This is a genomic window from Nostoc cycadae WK-1 (genome assembly GCF_002897135.1).
Classification (GTDB): domain Bacteria; phylum Cyanobacteriota; class Cyanobacteriia; order Cyanobacteriales; family Nostocaceae; genus Nostoc_B.
This window is the reverse complement of the sequence record NZ_DF978455.1, coordinates 1-14,348: the sequence shown is the minus strand read 5'-3', so window position 1 is coordinate 14,348 and position 14,348 is coordinate 1. Positions and strand designations below refer to the sequence as shown.

Annotated in this window: 14 protein-coding genes and 1 pseudogene; 13 read left to right on the top strand and 2 right to left on the bottom strand. The window is 42.1% G+C overall.

Features of this window, described 5'->3' with window-relative positions; translation table 11 throughout:
* The first annotated feature begins 301 nt into the window (after positions 1-301).
* The 13 genes and pseudogenes from NCWK1_RS28390 to NCWK1_RS28325 all read left to right on the top strand — a co-directional run bounded on the left by NCWK1_RS28390 (position 302) and on the right by NCWK1_RS28325 (position 11,954).
* Entirely contained in the window at positions 302-847 is a 546-nt protein-coding gene (locus tag NCWK1_RS28390; protein ID WP_103126990.1) for a peroxiredoxin-like family protein, read from the top strand.
* 519 nt (positions 848-1,366) lie between these two features.
* Positions 1,367-2,029, top strand: coding sequence for a tetratricopeptide repeat protein (locus tag NCWK1_RS30710; protein ID WP_340641217.1), 663 nt, complete (start codon positions 1,367-1,369; stop codon positions 2,027-2,029).
* A pseudogene (locus tag NCWK1_RS30705) lies at positions 1,996-2,169 on the top strand (tetratricopeptide repeat protein); the annotation flags it as partial. The gene NCWK1_RS30710 and the pseudogene NCWK1_RS30705, both read left to right, overlap by 34 nt.
* Positions 2,170-2,184: 15 nt before the next feature.
* Complete coding sequence (locus NCWK1_RS30700; RefSeq protein ID WP_340641216.1) at positions 2,185-3,666, top strand: CHAT domain-containing protein; 1,482 nt, start codon at positions 2,185-2,187, stop codon at positions 3,664-3,666.
* 472 nt (positions 3,667-4,138) lie between these two features.
* Positions 4,139-4,582 carry an ATP synthase subunit I gene (locus NCWK1_RS28375; protein WP_103126989.1) on the top strand — a complete coding sequence of 148 codons (444 nt, stop codon included), beginning with the start codon at positions 4,139-4,141 and terminating at the stop codon, positions 4,580-4,582.
* Positions 4,583-4,642: 60 nt separating this feature from the next.
* Positions 4,643-5,404, top strand: coding sequence for a F0F1 ATP synthase subunit A (gene atpB, locus NCWK1_RS28370; RefSeq protein WP_015112743.1), 762 nt, complete (start codon positions 4,643-4,645; stop codon positions 5,402-5,404).
* A gap of 152 nt (positions 5,405-5,556) precedes the next feature.
* Positions 5,557-5,802 (top strand): ATP synthase F0 subunit C, encoded by a 246-nt coding sequence (gene atpE, locus NCWK1_RS28365; protein WP_015112744.1) that lies wholly within the window; start codon positions 5,557-5,559, stop codon positions 5,800-5,802.
* 177 nt (positions 5,803-5,979) lie between these two features.
* On the top strand, positions 5,980-6,411 hold the full coding sequence (locus NCWK1_RS28360; protein WP_096580582.1) for a F0F1 ATP synthase subunit B': 432 nt from the start codon (positions 5,980-5,982) through the stop codon (positions 6,409-6,411).
* Positions 6,412-6,730: 319 nt separating this feature from the next.
* Positions 6,731-7,300: a F0F1 ATP synthase subunit B gene (locus tag NCWK1_RS28350; RefSeq protein WP_103126988.1), complete on the top strand. Its 570-nt coding sequence runs from the start codon at positions 6,731-6,733 to the stop codon at positions 7,298-7,300.
* Complete coding sequence (gene atpH, locus NCWK1_RS28345; RefSeq protein WP_096580588.1) at positions 7,300-7,854, top strand: ATP synthase F1 subunit delta; 555 nt, start codon at positions 7,300-7,302, stop codon at positions 7,852-7,854. The genes NCWK1_RS28350 and atpH overlap by 1 nt, the downstream gene beginning before the upstream one ends.
* Before the next feature lie 122 nt (positions 7,855-7,976).
* On the top strand, positions 7,977-9,497 hold the full coding sequence (gene atpA / locus NCWK1_RS28340; protein ID WP_096580590.1) for a F0F1 ATP synthase subunit alpha: 1,521 nt from the start codon (positions 7,977-7,979) through the stop codon (positions 9,495-9,497).
* Positions 9,498-9,592: 95 nt separating this feature from the next.
* Entirely contained in the window at positions 9,593-10,540 is a 948-nt protein-coding gene (locus NCWK1_RS28335; protein ID WP_096580592.1) for a F0F1 ATP synthase subunit gamma, read from the top strand.
* Between the two features lie 598 nt (positions 10,541-11,138).
* A complete protein-coding gene (locus tag NCWK1_RS28325; protein WP_103126987.1) occupies positions 11,139-11,954 on the top strand; it encodes a carbon-nitrogen hydrolase family protein in 816 nt (271 codons plus the stop codon).
* 64 nt (positions 11,955-12,018) lie between these two features.
* Here the strand turns inward: NCWK1_RS28325 and dhaL are convergent, their stop codons facing one another.
* Entirely contained in the window at positions 12,019-12,654 is a 636-nt protein-coding gene (gene dhaL / locus NCWK1_RS28320) for a dihydroxyacetone kinase subunit DhaL (protein ID WP_096580596.1), read from the bottom strand.
* A 1-nt stretch (position 12,655) separates the two neighbouring features.
* Positions 12,656-13,729 (bottom strand): dihydroxyacetone kinase subunit DhaK, encoded by a 1,074-nt coding sequence (gene dhaK, locus NCWK1_RS28315; protein WP_096585311.1) that lies wholly within the window; start codon positions 13,727-13,729, stop codon positions 12,656-12,658.
* Positions 13,730-14,348 lie beyond the last annotated feature (619 nt).

The window sequence follows — 14,348 nt, the reverse complement described above, 5'->3', positions numbered from 1 at the left end:
TACCAGTTAGTCGCGCAAAGTGCTGTATAGTAGTGATTTTTGTGAGCTTTTTGTAATTTATAATCTCCGCAAAATAGATTCATCCTGCGGTGAATTATTTTTCTATTACCTTATTTCATTAAAACTTGCTAAAATCCGCCGATTTTAATTAACTTAATCTTCCCTTGATCAATATCTCTAGACAAGGAAATTAAAAAAACATTATTTACTTCTTCTCTTTGCGCCTTTGCGCCTCTGCGTGAGGTAAATTAATACCCGGATTTAGTCAACAAAACGCATATATAAAATCGGCGGCAAAATTATGATTACTCAATCCGAAACAACGACATCTCCTAAACTAATTATGGGCAATCAAGCCCCTGTTTTAGAAGTCAAAACTTTAGACGGAAAAATTTGGAAACTAGCTGACCAAACCCCTCAAAACTACACGATGATTGTGTTTTACCGAGGTTTACACTGTCCCATTTGCGAACAATATATTACCGATTTAGAGCAAAAACTGGATGATTTTAAACAACTAGGTGTAGAAGCGATCGCCCTCAGCGGCGATTCCCTAGAAAAAGCTCAACAATTCCAAGCCAAAGCCAATATCCAAAATCTCACAATTGGGTACAGCCTGACTCCCGATGAAATGCGCCGTTGGGGACTATATCTCACCAAAGGACATTTTGAAAGTGAACCCGCTTTATTTAGCGAACCAGCTGTTTTTCTCATCAAGCCCGATGGTCGCTTATACTTTGCAAACATCGGTACTCATCCCTTCTCTCGTGTAGATTTTGGTTTCCTACTACAAGGACTAGAGTACATCATTCCCAGAAACTATCCTTTCCGTGGAACCGAGTGGTAAGCTGCTCCACATTTAGATAGCAGAGGGGCAAGGGGCGGGGTGCAGGGGGGAAAAGAGTTTCAGATTTTTATACAAATCTATTGAATCATAATTCATCAACCAGACATCATAATGAATGAGTCTTAGAACTCCATTCAAGAGTCTTGGAACTTCATTAATGAGTCTTGAATACTCGTGAATGAGGCTCGGAACTTCATTAATGAGTCTTTGATTCTCGTGAGCGAGTCTTTGATATTCGTGAATGAGGCTTGGAACTTCATTAATGAGTTTTTGATTCTCGTGAGCGAGTCTTTGATATTCGTGAATGAGTATTGGAACTTTATTAATGAGTCTTTTATACTCATAAACAAGTTTTTTATAAAAGCTACAGATAAAAACTGAGAAAGCCAGAAGAAATCAAACCTTCTCAATTACGAATTGATATCACGGGTTTAGGGAATACAATTTTAATCTCATGCTAATTTTGTCAATCTATTGGAGTATTAAAATAAACATCAACCTTGGTCACGACTTACAGCGATGCACCTCAAACTCTGTAAATATGCCCTCATCGCCTTGCTGACTGCGATTCTTAGCATCAACTTAGATTTACCCAAACTAGATTTTCTTCTCAACCCCAACTCAGCCGCTTCAGCACAAACCCCAGACCCACGGAAAACAGAAGCAGATAGACTGTTAGACCAAGGTATTCAGCAGTATCAAATCAGTCAATTTAAAGCAGCATTACAGTCTTGGCAAGAAGCACTAATTATTTACCGAGAGATTAACAACCGTCAAGGCGAATGTAATGCACTAGGCAATCTCGGTGTTGCTTACTATTCACTGGGAGACTACCCCAAAGCCATTGAGTACCAGCAGCAGAGTTTAGCCATCGCCCGTGAAATTAAAGACCGTCTCGGTGAGGGACAATCACTGGGGAATCTCGGTAATGCTTACTATTCACTAGGAGACTCCCCCAAAGCCATAGAATACCAGCAGCAGAGATTAGCCATTGCCCGTGAAATTAAAGACCGTCTCGGTGAGGGTAATGCACTAGGCAATCTCGGTGTTGCTTACTCTTCACTAGGAGACTACCCCAAAGCCATAGAATACCAGCAGCAGAGATTAGCCATCGCCCGTGAAATTAAAGACCGTCTCGGTGAGGGACAATCACTGGGGAATCTGGGTATTGCCGTAATCTAGGAGACTACCCCAAAGCCATTGAGTACCAGCAGCAGAGTTTAGCGATCTCTCGTGAAATCAAAGACCATCTCGGTGAGGGACAGTCACTAGGCAATCTGGGTCTTGCTTACTCTTCACTAGGAGACTACCCCAAAGCCATAGAATATCTACAGCAAGTGTTAGCGATCGCTCGTGAAATTAAAGATCGTCTTGGTGAGGGAAATTCTTTAAATAATCTAGGACTTGCTTTCTACAAATTTGGTAATCTCGACGCAGCAGAGAAAACGCTGTATGAGGGAATTAAGGTTTATGAATCTCTGCGAGATCAAAAATTAAATGACACCAACAAAGTCTCAATTTTCGAGACGCAAAGAAGCACTTACCGTACTTTACAAAAAGTCCTCATCGCTCAAAATAAAACTGATGCAGCTTTAGAAATATCCGAACGCGGTCGCGGTAGAGCGTTTGTAGAATTACTATCATCTCGCTTGAATAAAGATAACAGCGTGATGAAATCGCTCTCTGCACCAACAATAGGCGAGATGAAACAAATTGCCAAACAGCAAAACTCTACCTTGGTGCAATACTCAATTATTTACGATGACTTCAAAGTAGAAGGTAAACAACAATCTAAAGAATCAGAACTCTACATTTGGGTAATCAAACCCAACGGGGAAGTCACATTTCACCGCCAAGACCTCAAACCATTGTGGCAAAAACAAAATACCAGTCTCTCAAATTTAGTTAAAAGTATTCTTGGCACTAACATTGCTCAGTGGAAAAAACCTCTACAGCAACTCCATGAAATTCTCATCCAACCAATCGCCCAAGAATTACCCAAAGACCCTAACGCTCATGTTATTTTTATCCCTCAACAATCATTATTTTTTGTACCTTTTCCTGCCTTAAAAGATGCAGACAATAAATACCTGATTGAAAAACATACCATCCTCACCGCACCATCAATTCAAGTATTAGATTTAACCCATAAACAACACATCCAAACACGAAACACATCTAATCAAAATGCCCTAGTTGTCGGTAATCCCATCATGCCCCGTGTAGTTTACAAACCTGGCGACAAACCAGAACAATTAGAAGCTTTACCCGGTGCAGAAATCGAAGCAAAAGAAATTGCGCGTCTATTAAATACCAAACCTATCATCGGTAAAGATGCAACCAAAAACCAAATTTTAAAACTGCTACCAAAAGCCCGAATTATTCACCTAGCAACCCACGGATGGGCGGATGATATTCGCGGTTTAGGAAGTTGGATTGCATTAGCACCAAACCCAACCCAAAAAAATCAAGCTGAAACGGGTAACGGTTTACTAACTGCTGAAGAAATCCTAGATTTGCGACTACAAGCCGAATTATTTGTCATCAGTGCTTGCCAAACTGGACGGGGACGCATCACAGGCGATGGTGTCATTGGGCTATCTCGTTCGATAATTTCTGCTGGTGTTCCTAGTGTCTTAGTTTCCCTGTGGCGAATTCCCGACGAAGAAACCCAGCTACTCATGACTGAGTTTTACCAACAGTTGCAAAAGAATCCAGATAAAGCCCAAGCACTCCGCCAAGCTATGCTAGGCAGAATTAAAGAAAATTCTCTCCCAGTTAATTGGGCAGCATTTACACTAATCGGTGAAGCAGAATGAGCCAAGCAATTTTGGCCAATCTAATGTAAATTAAGAATGTACACAGCAATGCCCTTTTCAGTGGGTAGTACAAATTCAACAGGCTGGAGTTTAGCTAGATTCAGCTTTGGTGTGATGTCTAACGACAAGACGTTCTGCGTCTACGCTCTTCAAGCGCCAACTAATTTTCTAAACACCAGCTTTTCCGAAACATTCAATAGGTGATTACACAACGCTTCTGGAGGTCACTTAATTATCTGAGGAAAAAGCGACTATACATCAAGTAGGAATTTTTTAGGCGATCGCATGACATCCTCACCTTGCCTAGTTCCTCAATTTACTCTGTGCGTGTGTAGAGAGTTTGTTTGTGTTGCTTTTAGCTAAAAGACAAGAAGTTAATTGTTTTTTTCTAAAGTATTGTTACCGGATCGTGATATGATTCAGCTGACTGAATGTGCAGTCATAATAGTTAGCTGTACTAGTTTCAAGTCCCGTGAGCTTGTCAGAAGAACCAATTGCACCCACTCCGACAACACAACAAGATGCCCCATCTGGTTTTGAGGAAACAGAATCAGTAAACACTTCCATGCAGGAGTTTCATCAACTCTATCAGAAGTTGTTGGTAATCACACTTGTTTTGACGGGGATTATATTTATCTCTGTGTGGATTTTTTATTCCTTAAACACTGCCCTGAATTATTTAATTGGGGCGTGTACAGGTGTGGTTTACTTAAAGATGCTGGCTAAAGACGTTGAGCAACTCGGCGCTGAAAAAAATCGTTTGAGCAAAAATCGTTTTGCTCTATTTGTTGGGTTGATTGTACTAGCAACTCAATGGCACGATCTACATGTACTGCCCATATTTTTGGGATTTCTCACATACAAAGCCACGCTCTTCGTCTATACGGTGCAAACTGCGTTCATTTCTGATTCTTAAAAAATCAGACTCACAAAGACAATACACCCATCCTCGCTTGTTGGGGAAAATGCTTGAAGAATGCAAATGCTTAGTGTCTTAAACGCCTTTAATTCTTTTCCCCTCGCCGAATTAGAAGTAGGTCAACATTTCTACTGGCAATTAGGCAATCTGAAAATTCATGGGCAAGTTTTTCTCACCTCATGGTTTGTGATTAGCATTCTAGTAGTGGCTTCCATCGCTGCTACTCGCAACATACAAAAAGTTCCCAGTGGTATCCAGAACTTGATGGAATACGCCCTGGAATTTATTCGTGATCTAGCAAAAAACCAACTTGGTGAGAAAGAGTACCGCCCTTGGGTACCATTTATTGGTACATTATTCTTGTTTATCTTCGTATCGAACTGGTCAGGTGCGTTAATCCCTTGGAAGCTAATCAAGCTGCCATCTGGTGAATTAGCGGCTCCCACCAACGACATCAATACGACGGTAGCATTGGCACTGCTGACTTCCCTCGCTTATTTTTACGCAGGTTTCAGCAAACGTGGTTTGGGCTACTTCAAGAAATACATAGAGCCAACACCCGTATTGTTGCCGATCGCCATTCTCGAAGATTTCACTAAGCCCCTCTCCCTAAGCTTCCGTCTTTTCGGTAACATCTTGGCGGATGAATTGGTAGTAGCGGTGCTAGTGCTGCTCGTGCCTTTATTTGTACCTCTACCTGTAATGGCCTTGGGTTTATTTACCAGTGCCATTCAAGCCCTAGTGTTTGCTACCCTAGCAGGGGCATACATTCATGAGGCGATGGAAGGACACGGCGGCGAAGAGCATGAGGAGCATTAACGCCCTCAGTTGTTAGCACAGTTCCGACGAGCGTCAATGCTCAAAACGTCGCAAAGCGCGATTTGCGAGAACTCGGTGCAGCGTGAAAAAACACGTCTTTGACTAGTTAATTTACTTTTGTTAGTTCTGTAATTAAAGCAAGGAAAATCAACATGGATCCATTAGTTTCTGCTGCTTCAGTTCTGGCTGCTGCTCTAGCAATTGGTTTGGCTGCGATCGGCCCTGGTATTGGACAAGGTAACGCTGCTGGTCAAGCAGTAGAAGGTATTGCTCGTCAGCCAGAAGCAGAAGGCAAAATTCGCGGTACTCTGCTGTTAACCTTGGCGTTCATGGAATCCTTGACTATCTACGGTCTGGTAATCGCCCTAGTACTGTTGTTTGCTAACCCCTTCGCATAAGAACTCAAAGTTTTGATTGTAGAGACGTGAACTATCACGCCTCTACATCTGAAATACTTTGGGTATTAAGTGGTTTTAATGTCGCCTGACCCTTGTGGCTATGGGTCTCTAAAATTACGAAAGGTTGGATAACGTTCCTAGCCATGAAAACTGCTACTCCAGCCAAAGAGGAGAGAAATGTTTGATTTCGATGCTACTTTGCCCTTTATGGCATTGCAGTTCCTGCTGTTGGCAGCCTTGTTGAATGTAATTTTCTATAAGCCACTGACAAAAGTACTGGACGAGCGCGATAATTACATCCGCACCAATACTCTTGATGCCAAGGAACGTCTAGCTAAAGCTGAACGCCTAGCTCAAGAATATGAACAGCAACTAGCAGAAGCTCGCAGGCAATCGCAAATTGCTGTAGAAACCGCCCAGGCTGAAGCTAAGAAAATTACTGCCCAGAAAATTGCTGAGGCACAACAAGAAGCTCAAGCTCAACGAGAAAAAGCTGCTATAGAAATAGAGCAACAAAAGCAGGAAGCTATGCGTTCTTTAGAACAACAAGTTGATGCTCTTGGTAGGCAGATTCTAGAAAAACTATTAGGGCCTAGTCTAGCTAGATAAGCTAAAAGATTATTGGCCTAATGAAAGCATCCGCGCAACTGGGCATTTGTCCCAGAGCGCTTAATGAAGTGTCAGCCAATTTTAGATTTTGGATTGCCGATAGCGTAGCGTTAGCAAATCTGCGAACGTGTTTTGGAATAACTGAGCCAATTTTGGATTTTGGATTGACGATTGATCAATTACCCAATCTAGAAATCACAAATCTAAAATTTTGCTAGAGCATAAACCAAAAAATCTAAAATTTAAAATCTAAAATTCGTAGTCACTTTTTTCCTCCGGGAACACAAAACTGATTAGCAAGCGAGCAGCGCACTTGTAGATGGGTATCATGGGCACTTTCTTATTACTTGCCGCAGAAGCTCAAGCTGTTCACTCTGAATTGGCAGAAGGCGCAGCAGAAGGTGGTTTCGGTCTAAACCTAGACATTTTAGAAACCAATCTGATAAACCTATTGATTCTGATTGGCATATTATTCTACTTTGGACGTAAAGTTTTAAGCAATATCCTGAACGAGCGCAGATCCAATATCGAAACTGCCATTCAGGAAGCAGAAGGACGCTTGCAGGAAGCACAAACTGCTCTTTCTCAAGCACAAGGACAGTTGACCCAAGCTCAAGCTGAGGCACAACGTATCCGCCAAGCAGCCGAAGAAAGCGCTCAGGCAGCTAAACAAGCCCTGTTAGATAAAGCAGTGCAAGACGTAGAGCGCTTGAAACAAACAGCAGCGGCTGATTTAAACACCGAAAGAGAGCGAGCGCTTACCGAATTGCGGCAGCGAGTAGCCGCTTTGGCATTACAAAAAGTCGAAGCACAACTGCGATCAGGTGTTGCTGACGATGTTCAACAGGCACTAATTGACCGTAGCATCGCTCAGGTGGGAGGACGGTAATGAAAAGTAATATCGAAACAGCCGAAATCGCCCAGCCTTATGCACAGGCGTTGATGTCAGTAGCTCAGTCAAAAAATCTGACAGAAGAGTTCGGTAATGATGCTCGTTCCTTACTAGACTTGTTGCAAAATTCTCAACAACTGCGGAACTTGATCGACAATCCCTTTGTTGCCTCTGAAAGCAAAAAAGCGGTAATCACTCAAGTCTTAGGTGAAGGCGGTAATCCTTACTTACGCAACTTTTTGCTACTGCTAGTAGATAAACGACGCATTTTCTTCTTAGACCAGATTTTAAAGCAGTATCTAGCATTGCTGCGGCAGCTGAATCAAACTGTGTTAGCTGAAGTAAGTTCGGCTATTCCTCTGTCATCAGAGCAAGAAGAAGCGATTAAACAAAAAGTCATTACCATCACCAATGCTCGTCAAGTAGAACTAGAAACGAGAGTAGATAGTGAATTGATTGGTGGTGTAATTATCAAAGTTGGCTCACAGGTAATCGACGCTAGTTTACGTGGTCAACTACGACGCTTGTCCTTGCGCCTAACCAATGGCTAGAAAATGAAGGCAGGAGGCAGAAGGCAGAGGGCAGGAGGAGAATTTATTACTCAGCACTCAGCAATCAGCACTCAGCACTGTACTAACAAATTCTTCCGTGTTGCAAAAGAAAAATATACACCATGAGCATATCAATTAGACCTGACGAAATTAGCAGCATTATTCAACAGCAAATTGAGCAATACGACCAAGAAGTCAAAGTTGCTAACGTTGGTACCGTTCTGCAAGTCGGTGACGGTATTGCCCGGATTTATGGCCTAGAAAAGGCTATGGCTGGGGAACTTTTGGAATTTGAAGATGGCACCATTGGTATCGCCCAAAACTTGGAAGAAGACAACGTGGGTGCGGTACTCATGGGGACAGGTAACAGCATTCAAGAAGGTAGTTCTGTCAGAGCCACTGGGAGAATTGCCCAAATTGGTGTTGGTGAAGCATTAATTGGACGCGTTGTTGATGCTTTGGGTCGTCCCATAGATGGAAAAGGCGACATCAAATCTACAGAAAGCCGTTTGATTGAATCTCCTGCACCCGGTATCATTGCACGCCGTTCTGTACACGAACCTATGCAAACCGGGATTACAGCTATCGATTCCATGATTCCTATCGGTCGGGGTCAGCGCGAATTGATTATTGGAGACCGTCAGACAGGTAAAACTGCGATCGCCATTGACACCATTATTAACCAAAAAGGTGAAGATGTAGTTTGCGTTTACGTAGCCATTGGTCAAAAAGCTTCTACTGTAGCTAACGTAGTTCAAACCCTACAAGAAAAAGGCGCAATGGACTACACCGTAGTTGTTGCAGCTAACGCCAGTGACCCCGCTACCCTACAATTCTTGGCTCCTTACACCGGAGCTACCATTGCTGAGTACTTTATGTACAAAGGCAAAGCTACTCTAGTAATTTACGACGACTTATCCAAGCAAGCACAAGCTTATCGCCAAATGTCCTTGCTGCTACGTCGTCCACCCGGACGGGAAGCTTACCCTGGAGACGTATTCTACATCCACTCTCGCTTGTTGGAAAGAGCTGCTAAACTCAGCGATGAGTTAGGTAAAGGCAGTATGACTGCTCTACCCATCATCGAAACCCAAGCAGGTGACGTTTCCGCCTACATTCCTACAAACGTAATTTCCATCACCGACGGTCAGATCTTCTTATCTTCTGACTTGTTCAACGCTGGTGTTCGTCCCGCTGTAAACCCAGGTATCTCTGTATCCCGTGTAGGTTCTGCGGCACAAACCAAAGCAATGAAAAAAGTTGCTGGTAAGATTAAGCTCGAACTAGCACAGTTTGACGACCTCCAAGCTTTCGCGCAATTTGCTTCTGACTTAGATAAAGCTACCCAAGACCAATTGGCACGTGGTCAACGCTTGCGGGAACTTTTGAAGCAATCCCAAAACGAGCCTCTATCTGTTGCTGAACAAGTAGCAATTCTTTACGCTGGAATTAACGGTTACTTAGATGATATCGCTGTAGATAAAGTAACCACTTTCACCAAAGGTTTCCGTGAATACCTGAAGACAGGTAAGTCTCCTTATTACAGTGCAGTACAAAGCAAAAAAGTACTCGCTGATGATGAAGAAGCCGCATTGAAGGCTGCTTTAGACGACTACAAAAAGACCTTCAAAGCAACAGCGTAATTAGTCAAGAGTCATTAGTCATTAGTCATTAGTAAAAAATCAATGACTAATGACCAAGGACAAATGACCAATGACTAAGGACAAAGGACAAAAATATGCCTAACCTCAAAGCAATACGCGATCGCATTCAGTCGGTCAAAAATACCAAAAAAATTACAGAAGCCATGCGGCTAGTAGCGGCGGCGAGAGTACGTCGGGCGCAAGAACAAGTATTAGCTACTCGTCCCTTCGCTGACAGACTAGCGCAAGTATTATATGGTTTGCAAACCCGTCTGCGGTTTGAAGACGCAAACCTACCTCTGCTAAGAAAACGCGAAGTTAAATCAGTCGGTTTGTTAGTAATTTCTGGCGACCGAGGTTTGTGCGGTGGGTATAACACCAACGTCATTCGTCGTGCTGAAAACCGTGCTAAGGAACTTAAGACAGAAGGTATAGACTACACATTTGTATTGGTTGGTCGTAAAGCTACCCAATACTTCCAACGCCGTGAACAGCCCATTGATGCTACCTACAGCGGCTTAGAGCAAATTCCTACTGCCGACGAAGCAAATAAAATTGCTGAAGAGTTGCTGTCTTTATTCCTCTCGGAAAAAGTAGACCGCATCGAATTAATCTACACTCGTTTCGTCTCTCTAGTTAGTTCTCGTCCTGTCGTTCAAACTTTGCTACCTCTTGATACCCAAGGTTTAGAAGCAGCAGATGATGAAATTTTCCGTCTGACAACTCGTGGCGGTCAATTTGAAGTTGAACGGCAAAAAGTAACGGCTCAAGTCCAACCTCTAGCCCGCGACATGATTTTTGAGCAAGACCCAGTACAAATTCTGGATTCCTTGCTACCTCTGTATTTGAGCAATCAATTACTACGAGCATTACAAGAATCTGCTGCCAGCGAACTAGCAGCACGGATGACAGCTATGAGTAACGCCAGTGATAACGCTGGTGAACTAATTAAAAACCTATCGCTGTCTTACAACAAAGCCCGACAAGCCGCTATTACTCAGGAACTTTTAGAGGTAGTCGGTGGTGCAGAAGCACTGACTTAGGAACAAGTCAATTGTTAACTATCATTAATAGCTAATTGCTGGTAATTTTAAAACCTAGCGATTAGCTATTTTTAATTTTGTTGACAAGAGATATCCCAAGCCTATTTGAAGAGCCAGAAGCCAATAGTATGAAAACTTTGATTTTGAACCTAGTCAGACTGACCATCTGCACTTATTTCTTATGTTGAAGGATATTCGGAAAATATGCGAATAATCTTACCTGATTCAGTTGGGATTGAGATACGAAGAAAATTTTGTAGTGATCGTCGCCTTAAAAAGCATAATAGTAGGTTAATTGTCGCGATCGCCTTGGGGGTGAAATTAGTAATTATTAATGTACTCAGCATAATTAGCTATTCCAGATTTAATTTAATCTCACTCCCCTGTTGAATACAACTTAGGTGTGTAAAACTTTAGTAGGTTAAAAGCTGCCGGAGTGTTAAAATCCGGTGACACTGGCTAGAGTGAAACATTAGAGATAGCAAGCTCCTTAAAGAAAAGCAATATTTACTCACTGCGGCTCAAGTTCCGAAGTTCTTTAAGTAACGATATATTTGAGTATCTGTCCTGCACACATCTACTTTTTGTTGTTAAATCTATGAAATCTTATTTAGCCGCCGCTATTCAAATGACAAGTGTGCCAGATTTATACAAAAATTTGGCACAGGCTGAAGAATTAATTGAGCTTGCTGTGCGTCGAGGTGCTGAATTAGTTGGGCTACCAGAAAACTTTTCTTTTATGGGTGAAGAGAAAGATAAACTCGCCCAAGTAAAAAGTATCACCCGCGAAACAGAGCAATTTCTTAAAAAAATGGCTCAACGTTTCCAAGTCACTATTTTAGGCGGCAGCTTTCCAGTTTTGGTAGAGGGTACAGGCAAAGTTTATAATACTTCCACACTGATTGATCTGAGTGGTCTAGAAATTGCCCGTTACCAAAAAGTACATTTATTTGATGTCAATGTTCCTGACGGCAATACTTATCGTGAATCTAGCACTGTAGTAGCTGGTACACAATTACCTTCAGTATATTTTTCGGAAGAACTGGGCGGTATTGGTCTTTCTGTTTGTTATGATGTGCGCTTTCCAGAATTATATCGGCATCTGTCTAATAAAGGAGCCGATGTGATGTTTATTCCCGCGGCTTTTACCGCTTTTACAGGCAAAGACCACTGGCAGGTATTATTACAGGCCAGAGCAATTGAAAATACTTGTTACGTAATTGCACCCGCCCAAACTGGCACAAACTACGCCCGTCGCCAAACCCACGGCCACGCCGTGATTATTGATCCTTGGGGTGTCATTTTAGCTGATGCTGGCGAAAAACCCGGAATTGCGATCGCAGAAATTAACCCCTCGCGTTTAGAACAAGTTCGTCGTCAAATGCCTTCTTTGCAACACCGAGTATTTGGCTAAAGTCTGAAGTGCGAAGTCTGAAGTGTGAAATTGTATCCTTCAGACTTCATTGGGAAATCTTTCCTTACTCACTATCTTTAATACTTTTCAATAAACTCCTCAACATTAAATAAGACGAAGTTGCACCTGGATCTTGATGTCCAATACTTCGTTCTCCCAAATAACTAGCACGTCCTTTCTTCGCCAGCATCGGTTTGGTATTTTCTAACGCTTGTTCTGATATTGCTACAGCTTGTTGCATTGCAGCTAAAGAGTCTTTGCCTTCCTCAATAGCTTGCCTAAAAGCCACTACAGCCGGAGACAGAACATCAACCATTGTTTTATCTTCTAATTGAGCCTTACCACGTTGTAACACTCCATCTAACCCAGCTTGTAGTAATTCTAGTAACTCTTGTGTAGTTAGTTCTTGCTTACCCGCCGCTACAGAACTTGCTTTCAAAAACAGGGTGCCGTATAAAGGGCCACTAGCACCACCAACACTAGAAATCAGTGTCATACTAACAGTTTTCAAAATACTGCCAATATCTTGATGAGTTACTGTTGGTAACTGACTCATCACCTTTTTAAAACCACGACTCATATTAATACCGTGGTCAGCATCACCGATCGCTGCATCTAAGTTAGTTAAATATTCTTTATTTTGTTCTATCTCAGATTCAAAGATTTTTAACCATTGGAGAATCTGGGCTTGAGTGACCATATCAAATACCCCATCGCAGACTTGGCGTGTGTACTGGTGCATCCCACAACCGGATCAGTTCATCATCCAACTTGAGCAATGTAATTGAGCAACCCTGCATTTCTAAAGACGTAATATAAGAGCCTATTAAGTTGCGGACAATGGGCATTCCTTGTTTTTCGCAGATTTCTGCCAGTTTGCGATAAATCAGATAAAGTTCCGAGATAGGTGTACCACCCATACTATTAACAAAAGCCAACAAGCGATCGCCAGCTTGTAAAGGCGGATCGATTAATTCCATATCAACCCATTCACCTTGGTTTTCATCCCACTCCCGCACAATACGACTATAGCCAACATCATCAATGATGGTTTGGGTTAATATCTCAGCAATTTCATCTGCTGATTTTAATAAAATCCTTTGCCTACCTGGTTCACCGTGAATCCCAATACCCATTTCTATTTCGCGTTCAGTCAATATAAACGTTGGTGTACCTTTAGCCGGTACGGTACAAGATGTTAAGGCAATCCCCATACTCCGACCATTTAGATTTACCCGACGACACAAATCGGCTATTTTCTGCAAATCATAACCTTGTTCCGCCGCAGCACCACAAATTTTTTCCGCTAATACCGTTGTTCCCACACCACGACGACCTTGAGTATAGAGGCTATCCTTCACTGCCACATCATCATCAATCAAAATATTTAGCACACGGATGCCTTCACTTCGGGCTAACTCCGTTGCCATTTCAAAGTTCATCACATCGCCACTATAGTTTTTGACAATATAAAGGATGCCAACACCACCATCTACCTGTTGCGCCGCAGCCAGCATCTGGTCGGGGGTCGGTGACGTGAACACCTCCCCTGGACAAGCTGCATCTAACATTCCCTGACCCACAAACCCAGCGTGCATCGGTTCGTGTCCACTACCTCCACCTGAAATAATTGCCACTTTACCCCGGATTGGTGAACTGGCTCGGTAGACAAAGGTAGGGTCATAGTTGACTTTGATTAAATCTGAATGGGCGATCGCCATACCAGCGATACTTTCTTTTACAAAATCTTCTGGCTGATTGATCAGCTTTTTCATGATCTGTATTTGAGAAGGTTCTACAGATTTAGAATAAAACACCAAGACGCGCCAGACACTATATGGTCGTCTTCTGGAAAACTAAAACTATTACAATTTGTTTCTTACAGTGCGATTGCCCATATTTTGGAATCAACTTATCAAGGACAGCCTCGTAAGTAATTTGAAAATTTTTGTAGTCTCCAACAAAATTAGACAAACAAGTTCACAGTGAATTGGTGGTACTTTAAGATGTAAATTCAGGAAATTTCTCAATAATTAAAGTAAAAAATATCTTTAAATGGGCAATATTTCGATAATTCTCAACTTAAGCTCATTTATGTGCTTTTCTTTAAGTTTATTTTCCTTTCCAGAAATGCTTAGAAAAAAATTTTGCCAAACCCTTGACGATCCTATAATCAGTTGTTAATCTAGATAAGTGTCAAGGCAAGAGCCAAGACGACTGAACCGAGAAAAAATAATACTTTGAAAGCTTAAAAGATAAACCAATCCTCGTCAAGTAAATTGGTTTTGGGGTATCCCAAAAACTCAAAAATTATAGCAAGGAATCTGGAAAGCAAGTTTTTCTAGATAACAAACTCGAAACACAACAAAACGGAGAGTTTGATCCTGGCTCAGG

Coding starts and splice junctions, on each gene's coding strand:
- NCWK1_RS28390 (WP_103126990.1), top strand. CDS start 302: ATGATTACTCAATCCGAAACAACGACATCTCCTAAACTAATTATGGGC.
- NCWK1_RS30710 (WP_340641217.1), top strand. CDS start 1,367: ATGCACCTCAAACTCTGTAAATATGCCCTCATCGCCTTGCTGACTGCG.
- atpB (WP_015112743.1), top strand. CDS start 4,643: ATGCAAATGCTTAGTGTCTTAAACGCCTTTAATTCTTTTCCCCTCGCC.
- atpE (WP_015112744.1), top strand. CDS start 5,557: ATGGATCCATTAGTTTCTGCTGCTTCAGTTCTGGCTGCTGCTCTAGCA.
- NCWK1_RS28360 (WP_096580582.1), top strand. CDS start 5,980: ATGTTTGATTTCGATGCTACTTTGCCCTTTATGGCATTGCAGTTCCTG.
- NCWK1_RS28350 (WP_103126988.1), top strand. CDS start 6,731: ATGGGTATCATGGGCACTTTCTTATTACTTGCCGCAGAAGCTCAAGCT.
- atpH (WP_096580588.1), top strand. CDS start 7,300: ATGAAAAGTAATATCGAAACAGCCGAAATCGCCCAGCCTTATGCACAG.
- atpA (WP_096580590.1), top strand. CDS start 7,977: ATGAGCATATCAATTAGACCTGACGAAATTAGCAGCATTATTCAACAG.
- NCWK1_RS28335 (WP_096580592.1), top strand. CDS start 9,593: ATGCCTAACCTCAAAGCAATACGCGATCGCATTCAGTCGGTCAAAAAT.
- NCWK1_RS28325 (WP_103126987.1), top strand. CDS start 11,139: ATGAAATCTTATTTAGCCGCCGCTATTCAAATGACAAGTGTGCCAGAT.
- dhaL (WP_096580596.1), bottom strand. CDS start 12,654: ATGGTCACTCAAGCCCAGATTCTCCAATGGTTAAAAATCTTTGAATCT.
- dhaK (WP_096585311.1), bottom strand. CDS start 13,729: ATGAAAAAGCTGATCAATCAGCCAGAAGATTTTGTAAAAGAAAGTATC.